Annotated in this window: 14 protein-coding genes; 9 read left to right on the forward strand and 5 right to left on the reverse strand. The window is 61.6% G+C overall.

Going from position 1 to position 15,383, the window contains the following annotated elements; translation table 11 throughout:
* Nucleotides 1-45: 45 nt before the first annotated feature.
* Nucleotides 46-2,655 carry a bifunctional aconitate hydratase 2/2-methylisocitrate dehydratase gene (gene acnB, locus ACF8R3_RS05995; RefSeq protein WP_392515326.1) on the reverse strand — a complete coding sequence of 870 codons (2,610 nt, stop codon included), beginning with the start codon at nt 2,653-2,655 and terminating at the stop codon, nt 46-48.
* A 404-nt stretch (nt 2,656-3,059) separates the two neighbouring features.
* Between acnB and ACF8R3_RS06000 the strand changes: the two genes are divergently transcribed.
* The 3 genes from ACF8R3_RS06000 (at nt 3,060) to ACF8R3_RS06010 (ending at nt 5,592) form a co-directional block, all read left to right on the forward strand.
* Nucleotides 3,060-3,527 carry a DUF1289 domain-containing protein gene (locus ACF8R3_RS06000; RefSeq protein WP_100852605.1) on the forward strand — a complete coding sequence of 156 codons (468 nt, stop codon included), beginning with the start codon at nt 3,060-3,062 and terminating at the stop codon, nt 3,525-3,527.
* Between the two features lie 73 nt (nt 3,528-3,600).
* Nucleotides 3,601-4,218, forward strand: coding sequence for a hypothetical protein (locus ACF8R3_RS06005; RefSeq protein WP_058637386.1), 618 nt, complete (start codon nt 3,601-3,603; stop codon nt 4,216-4,218).
* Between the two features lie 192 nt (nt 4,219-4,410).
* Nucleotides 4,411-5,592, forward strand: coding sequence for a hypothetical protein (locus ACF8R3_RS06010; protein ID WP_392515209.1), 1,182 nt, complete (start codon nt 4,411-4,413; stop codon nt 5,590-5,592).
* Nucleotides 5,593-5,706: 114 nt separating this feature from the next.
* Here the strand turns inward: ACF8R3_RS06010 and queD are convergent, their stop codons facing one another.
* Entirely contained in the window at nt 5,707-6,063 is a 357-nt protein-coding gene (queD, locus tag ACF8R3_RS06015; protein WP_033695042.1) for a 6-carboxytetrahydropterin synthase QueD, read from the reverse strand.
* Between the two features lie 52 nt (nt 6,064-6,115).
* A complete protein-coding gene (locus ACF8R3_RS06020) occupies nt 6,116-7,195 on the reverse strand; it encodes a hypothetical protein (protein WP_058637383.1) in 1,080 nt (359 codons plus the stop codon).
* A 176-nt stretch (nt 7,196-7,371) separates the two neighbouring features.
* Here ACF8R3_RS06020 and ACF8R3_RS06025 point away from each other — a divergent pair, with 176 nt between their 5' ends.
* The 5 genes from ACF8R3_RS06025 (at nt 7,372) to ACF8R3_RS06045 (ending at nt 11,332) form a co-directional block, all read left to right on the forward strand.
* On the forward strand, nt 7,372-7,680 hold the full coding sequence (locus ACF8R3_RS06025; protein ID WP_058637382.1) for a PepSY domain-containing protein: 309 nt from the start codon (nt 7,372-7,374) through the stop codon (nt 7,678-7,680).
* Entirely contained in the window at nt 7,680-7,994 is a 315-nt protein-coding gene (locus ACF8R3_RS06030) for a PepSY domain-containing protein (protein ID WP_058603824.1), read from the forward strand. Before ACF8R3_RS06025 ends, ACF8R3_RS06030 begins: the two co-directional genes overlap by 1 nt.
* Nucleotides 7,995-8,663: a response regulator transcription factor gene (locus tag ACF8R3_RS06035; RefSeq protein WP_197843972.1), complete on the forward strand. Its 669-nt coding sequence runs from the start codon at nt 7,995-7,997 to the stop codon at nt 8,661-8,663. It abuts the gene before it with no gap.
* Nucleotides 8,660-9,979, forward strand: a complete 1,320-nt coding sequence (locus ACF8R3_RS06040; protein ID WP_392515211.1) for a sensor histidine kinase — start codon at nt 8,660-8,662, stop codon at nt 9,977-9,979. Before ACF8R3_RS06035 ends, ACF8R3_RS06040 begins: the two co-directional genes overlap by 4 nt.
* 198 nt (nt 9,980-10,177) lie before the next feature.
* On the forward strand, nt 10,178-11,332 hold the full coding sequence (locus tag ACF8R3_RS06045; RefSeq protein WP_058637379.1) for an HPP family protein: 1,155 nt from the start codon (nt 10,178-10,180) through the stop codon (nt 11,330-11,332).
* On the opposite strand, the gene ACF8R3_RS06050 is transcribed toward ACF8R3_RS06045, so the two are convergent.
* Nucleotides 11,306-12,172, reverse strand: a complete 867-nt coding sequence (locus ACF8R3_RS06050; RefSeq protein ID WP_078478781.1) for a LysR family transcriptional regulator — start codon at nt 12,170-12,172, stop codon at nt 11,306-11,308. The two genes, ACF8R3_RS06045 and ACF8R3_RS06050, sit on opposite strands and share 27 nt — an antisense overlap.
* 180 nt (nt 12,173-12,352) lie before the next feature.
* On the opposite strand from ACF8R3_RS06050, the gene ACF8R3_RS06055 reads away from it, so the two are divergent.
* Entirely contained in the window at nt 12,353-14,242 is a 1,890-nt protein-coding gene (locus ACF8R3_RS06055) for a propionyl-CoA synthetase (RefSeq protein ID WP_392515213.1), read from the forward strand.
* Nucleotides 14,243-14,262: 20 nt separating this feature from the next.
* Here the strand turns inward: ACF8R3_RS06055 and zapE are convergent, their stop codons facing one another.
* Nucleotides 14,263-15,351, reverse strand: coding sequence for a cell division protein ZapE (gene zapE, locus ACF8R3_RS06060; RefSeq protein WP_392515215.1), 1,089 nt, complete (start codon nt 15,349-15,351; stop codon nt 14,263-14,265).
* Between the last annotated feature and the right edge of the window lie 32 nt (nt 15,352-15,383).

A 15,383-nucleotide genomic window follows, 5' to 3' on the forward strand; every position in this document is an offset into this window, starting at 1 on the left:
CACTGCCGGGGCTTTTTTCATGGAGCCAGTGGATGGCTGTCTGGCTTACGCCTGGACCACTGGAATCTTGGCGTTAGCGGCCGCTTCGCGGAACTCGGCAATCTGGTCGAAGCTCAGGTAGCGGTAGACGTCGGCAGACATGCTGTCGATGTCCTTGGCGTACTGCATGTACTCTTCGACGGTCGGCAACTTGCCGATGATCGAAGCCACCGCAGCCAGCTCGGCCGATGCCAGGTACACGTTGGTGGCGTCGCCCAGGCGGTTCGGGAAGTTACGGGTCGAGGTCGACACCACGGTCGAACCGGTCTGCACCCGCGCCTGGTTACCCATGCACAGGGAGCAGCCTGGCATTTCCATCCGCGCACCGGCTTTGCCGTAGATGCCGTAGTAGCCTTCTTCGGTCAGCTGATGAGCATCCATCTTGGTCGGCGGAGCCAGCCACAGACGGGTCGGAATACCACCCTTGACCTTTTCCAGCAGCTTGCCAGCGGCGCGGAAGTGACCAATGTTGGTCATGCACGAACCGATGAACACTTCGTCGATCTTCTCACCCTGTACCGAGGACAGCAGGCGAGCATCGTCCGGGTCGTTCGGGGCGCAGAGCACAGGCTCCTTGACGTCGGCCAGGTCGATTTCGATGATTTCGGCGTATTCGGCATCGGCGTCGGCCGACAGCAGTTCTGGGTTGGCCAGCCAGGCTTCCATGGCCTGGGCGCGACGCTCCAGGGTGCGTGCATCACCGTAGCCCTCGCCGATCATCCAACGCAGCAGGGTGATGTTGGACTTGAGGTACTCGGCAATGGCTTTTTCCGGCAGCTTGATGGTGCAACCGGCGGCGGAGCGTTCAGCCGAGGCGTCCGAGAGCTCGAAGGCCTGCTCGACGGTCAGTTCGTCAAGGCCTTCGATTTCAAGGATGCGACCGGAGAAGGCGTTTTTCTTGCCCTTCTTCTCGACGGTCAGCAGGCCCTGCTGGATGGCGTAGTAAGGGATGGCATGCACCAGGTCACGCAGGGTGATGCCAGGTTGCAGCTTGCCTTTGAAACGCACCAGGATCGACTCTGGCATGTCCAGTGGCATCACGCCGGTGGCGGCAGCGAAGGCTACCAGGCCGGAGCCTGCAGGGAAGGAAATGCCGATCGGGAAGCGGGTATGCGAGTCGCCACCGGTGCCCACGGTATCGGGCATCAGCATGCGGTTCAACCAGCTGTGGATGATGCCGTCCCCTGGGCGCAACGACACGCCGCCACGGGTGCGGATGAAGTCTGGCAGGGTGTGGTGGGTGGTGACGTCGATTGGCTTCGGATAGGCCGCGGTGTGGCAGAAGGACTGCATCACGAGGTCAGCGGAGAAGCCCAGGCAGGCCAGGTCCTTGAGCTCGTCACGGGTCATGGGGCCAGTGGTGTCCTGGGAACCCACGGTGGTCATCTTCGGCTCGCAATAGGCGCCTGGACGTACGCCTTGGCCTTCCGGCAGGCCACACGCGCGGCCGACCATCTTCTGCGCCAGGGTGAACCCTTTGCCGGTGTCGGCAGGCTGCTCTTGCTTCTTGAACAGGTCCGATGGGCCCTGGCCAAGCTCGGCACGGGCTTTTTCGGTCAGGCCACGGCCGACGATCAGTGGGATACGGCCACCAGCACGCACTTCGTCGAGCAGCACTTCGGTCTTGAGTGCGAATGTGGTGACCAGCTCATTGCTTTCGTGACGGCGTACTTCACCTTTGAACGGGTAGACGTCGATCACGTCGCCCATGGCCAGGTCGGTGCAATCGAACTCGATCGGCAGGGCGCCGGCGTCTTCCATGGTGTTGTAGAAGATCGGGGCGATCTTGGTGCCGAAGCAGAAACCGCCGGCACGTTTGTTGGGGACGTACGGGATATCCTCGCCGAAGAACCACAGCACCGAGTTGGTGGCGGATTTGCGCGAAGAACCGGTACCCACCACGTCACCCACGTAGGCGACCGGGAAGCCCTTGGCCCTGACCGCTTCGATCTGAGCCAGTGGACCCACCGAGCCCGGCTGCTGCGGCTCGATACCGTCGCGGGCCATTTTCAGCATGGCCAGGGCGTGCAGCGGGATGTCAGGGCGTGACCATGCATCTGGGGCAGGGGACAGGTCGTCGGTGTTGGTTTCGCCAGGCACCTTGAACACGGTCAGGGTGTATTTGTCGGCGATGGCCGGGCGCGAGGTGAACCACTCGCCGGCGGCCCAGGATTCCAGTACGGCCTTGGCATGAGCGTTGCCGGCCTTGGCTTTTTCAGCCACGTCGTGGAAGGCATCGAACATCAGCAGGGTGTGCTTGAGCTGCTCGGCCGCGACGGCGCCCAGCTCGGCGTCATCCAGCAGCGCGACCAGCGTCTCGATGTTGTAGCCGCCCTGCATGGTGCCCAGCAGTTCGGTGGCGTGCTTGCGATCGATCAGCGGCGAGGTGGCTTCGCCCTTGGCGACGGCCGAAAGGAAGGCTGCCTTGACATAGGCGGCCTCATCGACTCCAGGCGGTACGCGGTTGGTGAGCAGGTCTACGAGGAAGGCTTCTTCGCCGGCCGGCGGGTTTTTCAGCAACTCGACCAGGCCTGCAGTTTGTTCGGCGTTCAGCGGCTGGGGCACGATACCCAGAGCGGCGCGCTCTTCGATGTGTTTGCGGTAGGCTTCAAGCACAGTTATTTCCCTCATCAGTGGCCCCTTTAAGGGGTCCGGGACGCTCATCCAGCATTCCTTGCACCCATGCGCCGTCATGGCTTCTTGGGCCGCCTGGCCAGGGTCGCAAGGAATCCTTGCGGAAGCTGCTTTCAAAGTTTTACGCCTGCAGAACGAGCATCTGATGAGGGCTGGCTAGGGCCTGCGGGGATGCAGGCCCGGACCAACGTCGTTCTGCCGGATCAACTGTGCTCGTGACGCTTTGAAAACAGCTTCCAACGGACATTGTTGCCTTCGAAAAGGCCGGATGATTCTACGGTAAAAAACGCTGGAAGGTAAGGCGGCGATGATGACTTTAACGGGTGACCCTGGTTAGACAAAGGGCTAACATGGCCGCGTACTCCACCTTCAAGCCGTTGTATTTCATGTCCAACAAGTCCATCAAAACGCCCTGCGTCGGCCTGTGTTCCACGGTTTACGGAGACACGGTATGCCGAGGGTGCAAGCGCTTCCACCATGAGGTCATCCACTGGAATGGCTATGACGATGCGCAAAAACGCGCGGTCTGGTTACGCCTGGAGCAACTGCTGGTTCAGGTGATGATGGCCAAGCTCGAGGTGTTCGACAAAGGCTTGTTGCGCCAGCAACTTGAACAACGTGCCATACGGTATGTCGAGCAGCAGTCCGAGTACTGCTGGGCCTACCAGCTCATCGCCAGGGGCGCGCGCATGATTCGGGACCTGGAGGCCTACGGCATGGCATTGCTGCCCGAGTTCCGCGACTGGGAACTGCCACAACTGCGCGATGCAATTGATCGTGAGTTCTTTCTGTTGTCAGAGGCGCATTACCAGCGCTACATCGCGCCATCGTTTCTCAACAGCGCGTTGGAGTAGTCACCTTTCCCTCTATTTCGCTGCTTGGCTGGCCTCTAGCGTGGTGCTTCCGACGATCTAATGGAGCATCTCGATGGACAGCTATACCTTCAAACCCGATCTGTGCTTTCACGCACGTTGCTGGTGGCAGATAGACGGGGCCCGCATTGCAGAGGGTGCTTGGCACGCGGCCGTGCAGCATCTGGCCCCGCTGTGGGTGGGTTTCGAAAGTGGTGACGGTGATGATGGCTGGATGCGGACAGAGCCTGAAGGCGCATTGGAACCGTCTCCCAGCCCGCCTTTCAGGGGCGTTGGCATCTTGTGCCCTGTCCTGTGGTTTGGGGTGTACCATGTTCGCGATCTGTACAGTTACGAGATCAGGCCGGCCTATTTCGAGTCCACCGTTGATCTGTGGCCCAGGCTTGAGTATGTCATGGCCAAAGACTTCGGCTTTATAGGTATGTCCGGTAGTCCCCAGGCGGCAGGAACGGAGAACGCGCCGCTCTGGGGCATTGATGGCCTTGATCCCCGGCATCTGAAGGTTGGGCAGCGTAAAAGCAATCTACTGTTGTTTGACCCTGCCGGGGCAGCAGTCAGGCGTTACAAGCAGTTTGGTCGCTCTTACCTCGCCACCCACCAGGGGCGACGAGGTGCACTCAGTCTGGAGGTGGTCGGTCGCCCTGTGCCTCCTCATCCCAGGCCGTTGGAATAACCACTACGGTCAGGGCGAGTTAGGTCAACACGTGTTGATCGATTCGATCGGCTTGATGTAGAACGCTTCCTTCTGCAATGCGCGGCCGGCGTTGCTTAGCGTTAGGCTCACATTCCGACTCAAGAGTGAGCCAGCATGACCGACTACATTCATCACACTGAACTCTCGTTTCTTGCCCGCTGCTGATGGCAGTTGACCGAAGAGCTGATTCACCCGGATCGATGGTGGGACTGCCAGGACAAGCTTGCCCCAATGTGGCTTCACGTCGACGTAGCAAGTATCCACAACGATCATTGGTACAACTACTGGCGGGCCGAGCCTGAGGGGCAAGGGCCACTGCGACTGGCGCCAGAGGACTATACCAAGGATGGTCATCAGTATGGCGAGCTGTTCTGGTTCGGTGCCTACATTGCCGCTTTAGGGGAGGATGGGGCAAGGCTCTGCTACGAGATCCGGCCTTATGACAGAGACTGGCGACCGCTGAACCGAGTCCTTTACAACAATCCCTCCTCATTGTCGGGCTATGCGGCGGTCAAGCGCGCGAATGAGCCGAGCGCCGGGCAGTCGCGTCTTGCCAATCCCACCCATCTATGGTCCGTCGAAGCAATGGGCTATGCCGGCATCAAGCGCGGTGCACGACTGTGCAACCTGATTTTGAAAAATGCTCAGGGGCGTAGCGTAAGGCGCTATGAAAAAGACGGTGTATCGTTGATCAATACGGTCAGCGGCCAACCTGGCCGGATAGCGCTAGAGATCCTCGACTATGCGCATCAGGCCCGCGAGTGGGCGTGGGGAGCAGGACTGGCAAGTGCTGGTGTCCGGTACGCATTCAAGCCTCAATACAGTTTTATTGGACGTGCTTGGTGGCGGCCTGAAGGTGAATCAACGGAACAAGGCTTGGTCACGGCAAGGTTCGACGAAGGCAGCGAATGGTCTCCGAGGGCCGGGTTGGCCGTTGAGACGAGCGATTATTTCGAGGATCGCTGGCGCATCGGCGAATTCCGCATGGCATGCGACCGCCTCTGTTTTGCCGCCTACGGCAATGGAGAAAGCCATGTCTATGAGCTGTGGCCGCTCGACAGTCACGGCAGGCGGCTTGATTTTACCCTTAAAGAACAGCGCGGTTGGACGACAAGCCTGGCCAAGCGCTGGACCAGCAGGCGAGCCCTCCCAGACTTTCTCTGGAAGCTCCAGGGGCTCGATCCCACCACCCTGGAAGAAGGGGCATCTGTCCACAATGCGCAGTTGCAGCAAGTGAATAGCGGACCTGTGACGTTGCACTTGCCCCATCAACGCCGTCGGTTGATCGCAGGCGTCCAGGGGCAGCAGGGCTCGCTAATGCTTCAAGTGCTTGAGACCGCGGCCCGGTGCTGATCCGGTGGCACGTTGCCACGCGCAGGTCTGCAGCGGTGCAACTGCGCCGCCGGACCAGGCTGGGCAAGGCGCCGTGGACGGAGGCGTCAGCGCGTTAAGAGCCTGCCTTTGGGCTTAGTCGCCGCTGTATTCGCAGCCACTGGTGCACGTCTCGTGAATACGCACCTTGGACAGCTCTGGCAGCAACGGTTTGACCTGATCCCAGATCCATTTGGCGATGACTTCGCTGGTGGGATTTTCCAGGCCAGGAATGTCGTTCAGGTAGTTATGATCGAGCTGCTCGTAAATGGGCTTGAACACGGCCTTGATCTCGGCGAAGTCGCGAATCCAGCCGGTATGCGGGTCAAGCGGACCCGTCAGATGAAGGCCGACCTTGAACGAGTGCCCATGCAAACGCCCGCATTTATGGCCTTCGGGCACATGGGGAAGGCGGTGGGCGGATTCGAACGTAAATTCTTTAAAGATTTCCACGCAGTCAAACTCTGTCTGAATCAGTAATGCGCGCAGTTTACCAGCATGCCTCTCACAAGGCTTGCAGTCGTTCATGCAGCCGCCCGGTGGCGACCAATTCTAGAAACTCGTCGCCCAGACGTTGGCTTTCATCGATGGCCTTGTACCAGTAGCGCTGGCGCGCCGGTGCGTCGCCCATGAAGCGCTTGAAGTCGTTTCGGTCGGGCAGCTTCCCATGGGGCAGGGTTGCCAGGTAGGCCGGCGAGGGCGCCAGCAGCAGTACGTTCTGCAGGCGCCTGGCATCGCCCTTGCGCCACGGCAGGGCCTTGTCGAACCAGCCAGGGACGACTTTGTCAGTGAAGTGCGGGTAAACCACCAGGTCATCGCCGCCGTAGGGCAGATCCAGGTGATAGTCCAGCAGCCCGCCATCGCGGTACATGCCGGTCCCGGCCCCTGGGATGTCCCGTACCCCCTCCATGACCATGGGGATCGATCCCGAGGCAAGTAGGGCATGGCGCAGGTTTGCCAGGTCCAGCGGCAGGCAGCGCGTCGGGAAATCCGTCAGGGTATCAAGCGGTGGCAGGCTGCGGCTGTCGTGCAGAATGACCCGCTCGAAATGTCGGGCCAGGCGGGATCTGCCCAACAGGTTACTGGCGATCACCGAGCCAAGGCCCATACCCAGTCGGCCGCGATGATCGTGAGCGAGCTGGCCATGGCTTTTGACGACCAGGATATTCAACCGGTACGCCGGGCTCGCCAGCACCTGGCCGTCGCGCCCCTGCAACAGCTCGTCGAGCATGCACTGGCAACTGCGTGTTATCTGGGCTGGGGTAACGCCTTTTGCAAAATCCTGCTCGGTGTAGAGCATTCCCAGCCGCCGCAGCCCGGCAACCGGGTCGTCAAGGCAGGCGCTTGCGAAGCGCCAGGCGCCAATCGATGCGCCAATCAGTGCGCGCGGGCGAGGGGCCGATGGCAGGAACTGACCGAACAGCGCCAAGTCCAGGCCCTGAATGCCCAGCGGTTTTGGCCCACCTGCTGCGCCCGGGAGCACGCCGACGTCGGCAGCCTGCAGCCCGCGCTCTCTAATTTGGCTCAAGGCGCGTTGGCCAGCCTTCAGGGTAAGGGCGGGGTACTTGACGTGTATAGCGCTCATGGCGGACCTCTGCGGCGACGGGCGCCGCATTATAGAGTGATGCAGCCGTTCGAGACGTGCCCTGTTGACCTGCCGGCTACGCTATCATGCGGCCAGCTGTTTTCAGGTTGAGTTAAGGACTGCTGGTTAATGTTGATTGCGTAGACAACGTGTACAGCATTATGGAGAAACGAACGATGAAAACCTTGACTGCACTGTTCACCGCCGCTGCCCTGTCGCTGGGTGCCAATGCTGCATTCGCCAAGGATGTGCAGCCTGACGAAGTGGTCAAACTGGTCAACACCAAGACCATCAAGTCCCTGGACGAACTCAAGGCGGCCGCCATTGCCAAGCACCCGGGTTCCACCGTCACGGACTCGGAACTTGAAGACGAATACGGCCGCTACGTGTACAAGGTCGAACTGCGCGATACCCAGAATGTGGAGTGGGACGTGGCTTTCGATGCCAAGACCGGTGAACTGCTGAAGGATGAGCGAGACAACTGATGAATCCACCTCCACGGGCGGCGCGCTACCTGGCCCTCGCTCTGCTGGCAGCGTGCTCGCTGGCCGCTGCCCGGGACCTGGACCAGGATGAGGCACTGGCTTTGCGCCAGAAGGGCGTGATTCTACCGCTCGAACACTTGCTGGAAACGGCCATGGCCCGTCACCCAGGGGCGCGTTTGCTGGAGGCAGAGCTTGAAGAAGACGACGACCGCTATGAGTACGAGGTCGAGTTGCTGACGGTGGACGGCGTAGTACGGGAGGTCAAGCTCGATGCTGCCACCGGTGCCCTGCTCAAAGACGAGGAAGATGACTGAATGCGCCTGTTGCTTGTCGAGGATAATGTCCCGCTGGCCGACGAACTTACCACTGCGCTGCAGCGTCAGGGGTACGCCGTCGATTGGCTGGCCGATGGCCGAGATGCGGTCTACCAAGGCCAGTGCGAGCCTTATGACCTGATCATCCTGGACCTTGGTCTGCCAGGGTTGCCTGGCCTTGAAGTCCTGGCCCAGTGGCGTGCAGCCGGGCTGCTGACACCTGTGCTGGTTCTGACGGCGCGTGGCTCCTGGGCCGAGCGCATCGAAGGCCTGAAGGCCGGCGCCGACGATTACCTCAGCAAACCCTTTCACCCCGAAGAATTGCAGTTACGCATCCAGGCGCTGCTGCGCCGCGCGCGTGGACTTGCCAACCAGCCAAAGCTCGAGGCTGCCGGCTTGCATCTGGACGAACGTCGTCAATGCGTAAGCCGCGAGGGCGTCGATATCCAGCTTACGGCCGCAGAATTTCGCCTGTTGCGCTACTTCATGCTGCACCCCCAGCAGATCCTGTCCAAAAGCCACCTGGCTGAGCACCTCTACGACGGCGAGACCGAGCGCGACTCCAACGTGCTCGAGGTTCACGTCAACCACTTGCGCCGCAAACTAGGCCGTACGGTGATCGAGACACGACGCGGCCAGGGCTACCTGTATGCCGGGAGCGCTGCGTGAAGTCGATCCAGGCGCGGCTCAGCCTGGGCCTGGTGGCTGTGTTGGTGGTAGTAGGGGTGGTACTGGCGCAACTGACGCTGTGGCTGTTCGAAGCCGGGTTGCAACGTTACCTGGAAAACGGCCTGCGCAACGAAAGCGAGAACCTGTTGGTGGCGCTGGTGCGCGGGCCTGCGGGCATGCAGCTCGATGAGCAACGCATCTCGGCTGCCTATCAGCGGCCGTTTTCCGGCTATTACTTTCGCATCGACTTTGCCCAGGGCACGTGGCGTTCACGCTCCCTGTGGGACATGAACCTGCCCAAACCGTCGGCCCCTGGTCTGTCGGACCGGCACGAGCTTGGGCCAGAAGGGCAGGAGTTGCTGACGCTGCGTGCCGATTACCGGCGCCTGGGGCAGGACATATCCATCAGTGTCGCTCAAGATTACTCACCTGTGCGACAAGGCTTCCGGCGCCTTCAGCAAATTGGGCTGGGCATGGGCCTGGTCGCGCTGGCCCTGGTGCTGGTCCTTCAGCGCATGACCGTCACCCGCTCGCTGCGCCCGCTGGAGCGGGCGCGCCAGCAAATCGCCCAGTTGCAGCAGGGGCAACGCTCCCAGCTCGATGCCCAAGTGCCCAGTGAGCTGGTGCCGCTGGTTGGGCAGATCAACCATTTGCTCAGCCATACCGAAGACAGTCTGCGACGCTCGCGCAATGCACTGGGTAACCTGGGCCACGCCCTGAAAACGCCCCTGGCGGTGCTGCTTAGCCTGGCATCCAGCGAGCGCCTGCAGGACTTGCCTGAGGTCCGTGCACAGATGCGCGAGCAGTTGCAGCAGATCGAGCAGCGCCTGGCCCGTGAGCTCAACCGCGCACGCCTGGCAGGCGATGCGTTGCCGGGTGCGCAATTTGCCTGTGATGACGAGTTGCCGGGGTTGCTGAGCACCTTGGGCATGATCCATGGCGAGGGCCTGCTGCTGAGCCACGCCGTGCCACCTGGCCTGCTGCTGCCCTGGGATCGCGAAGACATGCTGGAACTGCTGGGTAACCTGCTGGACAACGCCTGCAAATGGGCGGACAGCGAGGTGCACTTAGGCATCGCAGCCACCGAGGAACACTATCAGCTGTGGGTCGACGACGACGGCCCTGGTATCCCTCACCAGCAGCGTGTGCAAGTGCTTGAACGGGGTTCTCGGCTTGACGAGGAAGTCGATGGACACGGTCTGGGGTTGGGCATCGTGCGTGACATCGTCCAGGCTTGGGGCGGGAAACTGCAACTGCTTGAGAGTCCTATGGGTGGATTGCGTGTGGATATCCAGTTGCCGCGCCGGAGCCTGTGACCAGCGCGGCGTCCCACAGGTCGGCCCCGTTGCCGCTGGCAAACGGCTGTACTGCAAAAAAAATGCATCACTGCCACATTTTTTTGAATTAGCCCAAATGGACGTCGCTCGGCAGAATCGCTGCATGTAGCCTTCACTGGCCGATGGGCCAAGGCCTACGTTTCTTATTCCGTCCAGACCTACAGAACCCGAAACGACATGCCTGCCTCGCGTACCGACCGTCTTTTGCAGTGGTTATTACCGCCGTCCCTGAACATCCCCCCCACCCAATGGCTGCGCGCCGGTATCGGCGCATTGGTCGGCCTGTTTCTCGCAGGCTGGCTGACGAGCCTGGCGTATGGCCCGGATATCGCCTTGCACCTGCTCGGGCCGTTGGCGGCCTCCGCGGTGCTGGTGTTCGCCGTTCATTCAGGTCCCCTTGCACAGCCTTGGCCAGTGCTTGGCAGCTATACCCTGGCCGCGATCGTTGGCTTGGCAATGCGAGACGGTTTTGGTCCAGGGCTTGGGGTCGCCGCCGCTGCCCTGTGTCTGTCCATCCTGGTGATGTGCTTGCTGCGCTGCCTGCACCCACCCGGTGGGGGAGTGGCGGTCAGTGCGGTTCTGGCCGACCCAGGGCTGACCGCCTTGGGTGACCATCTGCTTGAGCCAGTGCTGCTCAACGCGCTGATTCTTGTTGCGGTGGCTACCCTCTATAACCGCTTGACCGGGGTACGCTACCCGAAAGGCCCTGCACCGCGTAAGGATTTGCACCACACCCACGATCCGCTGCCCAGTGAGCGCGTCGGCATCCGCGGTGAGGACCTGGATCAGGCGCTGGAAGAGTTGGGCGAGTTTGTCGACGTCACACGCGACGAGCTGGAGCGCATCATTCTCGCCACCGAGCAGCACGCGCTGCAGCGCAGTCTCGGTGGCATAACGGCGGCGTCGGTGATGTCGAAGGACGTGCAGTTCGTCAGCCCCGAGACCACCTTGCAGCAGGCCTGGAAGCTGCTCGACAGCCACCATGTCAAGACCCTGCCGGTGCTGCAGGACGGCGCCTTGGTAGGGATCGTCAGCCTGAGCGACCTGGTAGGCCCGGCCATGCAGCAGGCGCGTTTGAGCTGGCGTGGCCTGTTCGGGCGCAAGCCCGTGCGCATGGCGCAGGTGATGAGCCGCCGGGTCGTGAGTGTCAGCAGCCAGCACCCGTTGGAGCGCCTGTTGCCGCTGCTGTGCGAGCAGGGGCTGCACTGCCTGCCGGTGCTCGACGGTGATGTGTTGGTAGGGGTGGTCACCCAGACTGACCTGATCGCCGGGCTCAAGCGCCAGTTGCTCAGCAGCGCCAATGCCTCAGAGCGTCGGGTCCCAGCGTTGTGACCAGTCGCTGGCCTCGGCTGCGATAAGCCGGCGCAGGATGCCCAGGGCCTGTTGCAACGCTTCGCTGTCCCGCTCGCGGGCGTAGACCAGAAAGGTGGGATAGGTGAATTCCGGCGCCTGCGGTACGCGCTCGAAGACGCCACTGTCCAGATAAGCCTGCACCACCCGCGTGCGAAAATAGCCGCTACCGCCCTTGTCGAGGATGAACTGCAAGGCAAGCGGCCCCAGGTTGAAACGCAGCGCGGCACGGGCGCAGTCGGGCAGGGCGGCGTCATGTTGCCGGCGGAAGGCCTCACCCCAGTCGATATAGATGTACGGCTCCGGCCGTTCGACCCGCCGGATTCGCACCAGCTTTTCTTCCATCAGCTGCTCGACCTGCAAGCCTGGCCCGTAGATCGGCTGGTACACCAGAGCAGCGTCCAGCACGCCCATCTCCACCTTGCGCAGCAACGACTCGCCGTCGCTCACTTCGCTGTGGATGCTCTGGCCAGGCAGCTCCTGATACAGCGCCGTGACCCAGTCAAGCATCATCGGGTTACCAAGGCTCACCTCGCCCCCAAGGTGCAGTACCTGCTGGTAGCCAGGCGGCAAGGGCAAGTCGCGTCGTGCCGCCTCCCAGGTCTGCACCAGCTGGTTGGCATACCCGACGAAGGCTTCACCGTGGCTGGTCAGGCGGGCGCCACTTCGGCTTCTTATGAACAGGGTGCAGCCCAGTTGCTGCTCGAGGCGCTGCAACCTGGCGGTGACCGCTGTCTGCGATACGTACAGGCGCTCCGCAGCCGCCACTAGGCTGCCGCTGCGCACGACTTCCAGAAAAGTGCGGGCCTGATCGATGTCCATTGAGGTGCTCACCGTAAACAACTGGTCGCTATTCTAGTGAGTTCGTCGCCGCATTGAACGACTTTTGCCCACGTTGCAAAAATGCAGGTCGGTTAGGCCATATCGCGTCTGGCGTCTGGGTACAGGGCATCCATACTCAGCGTTCGCCCTTCAAGAACAACAACATCGGGTCAACTCACCATGAGCTATCAGCACAGTTACGCCCAATCCATTGCCGACCCCGCCGCCTTCTGGGCAGAGCAGGCGCGCTCGGTAGCTTGGTACCGCGAACCCACCGTAGTCCTCGAGAACAATGCCGATGGCACTCACCAGTGGTTCCCTGACGCAAGCTTGAACAGTTGCTACCTGGCTCTGGATCATCAGATCGAGCAGGGTCGGGGGGATCAGTTGGCGCTGATTTACGATTCCCCGGTGACCGGCACACAGCAGTCATTCTCTTACCTTCAGCTTCGCGAAGAGGTCGCGCGGCTGGCCGGCTTGCTGCGCCAGCTGGGGGTGCAAAAAGGCGATGGCGTCATCATCTACATGCCGATGGTGCCCCAGGCCGCCATGGCCATGTTGGCCTGCGCGCGCATTGGTGCTGTTCACTCGGTGGTATTCGGCGGGTTTGCGGCCAATGAACTGGCGTTGCGCATCGATGACGCGCGCCCGGTGTTGCTGCTGACCGCTTCCTGTGGGCTGGAGTTCGAGCGGGTCATCGAGTACAAGCCATTGGTTGATCGCGCCCTGGCGCTGGCCCGCCACCGCCCGCGCAACGTATTGGTCTGGCAGCGGCCCCAGGCGCAAGCGCCATTGCAGGCAGGGCGAGACCTGGATTGGGCTCAGTCCGTAACCGATGCGCAGCCAGTGGCGCCTGTTGAACTGGGTGCGGCAGACCCGCTGTACATCATGTACACCTCAGGTACCACCGGCAAACCTAAAGGCATCGTTCGCGAGAATGGCGGCAATGCCGTAGCGCTGCACTATGCCATGCGCACCGTCTACGGCATGCAGCCAGGCGATGTCTGGTGGGGCATCTCCGACGTGGGCTGGGTGGTGGGGCACTCCTTGATCGTGTACGGGCCGCTGATGTGCGGCTGCACGAGTGTATTTTACGAAGGCAAGCCCATCCGCACACCGGATGCTTCTGCCTACTGGCGGGTGGTTGAGCAGTACAAGGTCAATGCGCTGTTCTGTGCGCCCACGGCCATGCGTGCCGTCCGCAAGGAGGACCCTGACGCCGAACTGCTACGCAAGCATGACCTGAGTTCGTTGCGCCAGTTGTTCCTGGCAGGCGAAAAACTCGATTCCAGTACCCATCAATGGCTGGAGCGGGTAAGCGGCAAGCCGGTGCATGATCATTGGTGGCAGACCGAGACCGGCTGGCCGGTGACTGCGCCCTGCGTGGGGCTCGAGGGTAGCGCGGCAAGAGCAGGGTCGAGCAATCGCGCGGTGCCCGGGTACCATGTGCAGGTGCTCGATGACGACGGCCATCTGGTCGGGCCCAATCACCAGGGCGCGATCGTCATCGCACTGCCGTTGCCGCCAGGCTGCAGCCAGACGTTGTGGGGCGATCACCCGCGCTATGTCCAGGCTTACTTAAGTACGTACCCCGGCTACTACCACACAGGTGACGGCGGCTATCTGGATGAGGACGGGTTCGTCTACATCATGGGTCGCACAGATGATGTGATCAATGTTTCCGGGCATCGTCTTTCCACCGGCGAGATGGAGGATCTGGTCGCGCGTCATTCTGCTGTCGCCGAGTGCGCAGTGATCGGCGTTCACGATGACATCAAAGGGCAGGTGCCACTCGCGTTGGTGGTGCTCAAGGACGGCGCCGGCATTGTGGAGTCGCAGTTGCTCGTCGATCTTGTGGCCAGCGTACGTGAGGAGATTGGCGCATTGGCCTGCTTCAATCAGGTCCGGCTGGTCAAGCGTCTGCCCAAGACCCGGTCAGGCAAGATTCTGCGGGCGGTACTGCGCAAGATCGCCGATGGCCAAGCGTACACGCCTCCCTCTACGGTGGACGATCCGGCAGTCCTGCAAGAAATCGAAGCGGTGCTCTCAGGGCTTGCGAGGGCGAGCTAAGAAGGCTGATCCGGCCCCGCTCAGCTTTCGGCGCCTGCGGGGCCCACTTGCTGTAGCTGGCCCAGGCGACTACGCGTGCGCATCAGGTCTGCAAGCGATCCCTCAAGGCTTTCTGCCAGCGGGCGCGAGCCAATGAGAGTCAGTTGCCGGTCCTGGTCGTAGAGCACGTCGACCACGTTGACGAAACGCTGCTGGGCAGCAAGCGAGCATGTCCCCAGGTCGCCCAGGCCTTCGATGATCCAGTGGGAGTATTGCTGGGCAAGTGCCAGGTAATCGATCACGGCTGTGGGCTGCTCGCACAGGTCTTCGAAAGTGAACCTGATCTGGTCGCCCTCAGCGCCCTGTAGGCGTAGCGGTCGATTATTGACCATGAGGGTATCGCCTTGGGCCGTGGGCATGTGCAGGGACTGGCGCTGCATATCGGTACCGGGCCAGATGTAACGGCCCTGCGTGAAGCGTTGCAGCGCACGGTTGGCCGGCAGGCTGCGAAAGTCCGTTTTACCGCCGACTTCCTTGATGACCATGCAGTGGTTGATCAGGTCGATCACAGGCTGGAATCGCTGGTGGTAGAGCGGATTGGGCAACAGCCCTTCAGGTGCGTAGTTGCTGGTGAGCACCAGCAATGTGCCGCGTGCGAACAGGGCCTCGAATAACCGCGTCAACAGCATGGCATCCCCAATGTCATGCACATGAAATTCATCGAAACACAGGATGTCGTGCTGTCCGATCAATTCGTCGAGCGTGATGCCGATGGCGTCACCACTTGCCTGGTGGCGATGCACGCCCTGATGCAAGCGGGCGAAGAAATCATGGAAGTGCCAGCGCAGCTTGGCTGGGCTGGGCACCCACTGGAAGAAGCCATCGAGTAACCAGCTTTTACCACGACCGACCGGGCCGTGCAGGTACACGCCCGTAGCGTGCCCCGCTCTGTGCTGTTCAACCTGCTGCGATATGCAGGTGATGGCCTGACGTTGACTCTCGCTGAGCGTAAAGCCGCATCGGCGGGCCTTGTCATCGAAAGCGGCAGCCAAGTCACTGCTGGGCGCTGCTGCACAGTGACTAAAGCGCTTGCCAAGGTGGCGCAGCGGGGCAGGTATCCAAGCGGGCAAAGGCTCGTTTCCTTGTAACAGACGGTAGCGAG

Origin of the sequence: Pseudomonas sp. FYR_7, from assembly GCF_043106155.1 — a bacterium.
Classification (GTDB): Bacteria; Pseudomonadota; Gammaproteobacteria; order Pseudomonadales; family Pseudomonadaceae; genus Aquipseudomonas; species Aquipseudomonas parafulva_B.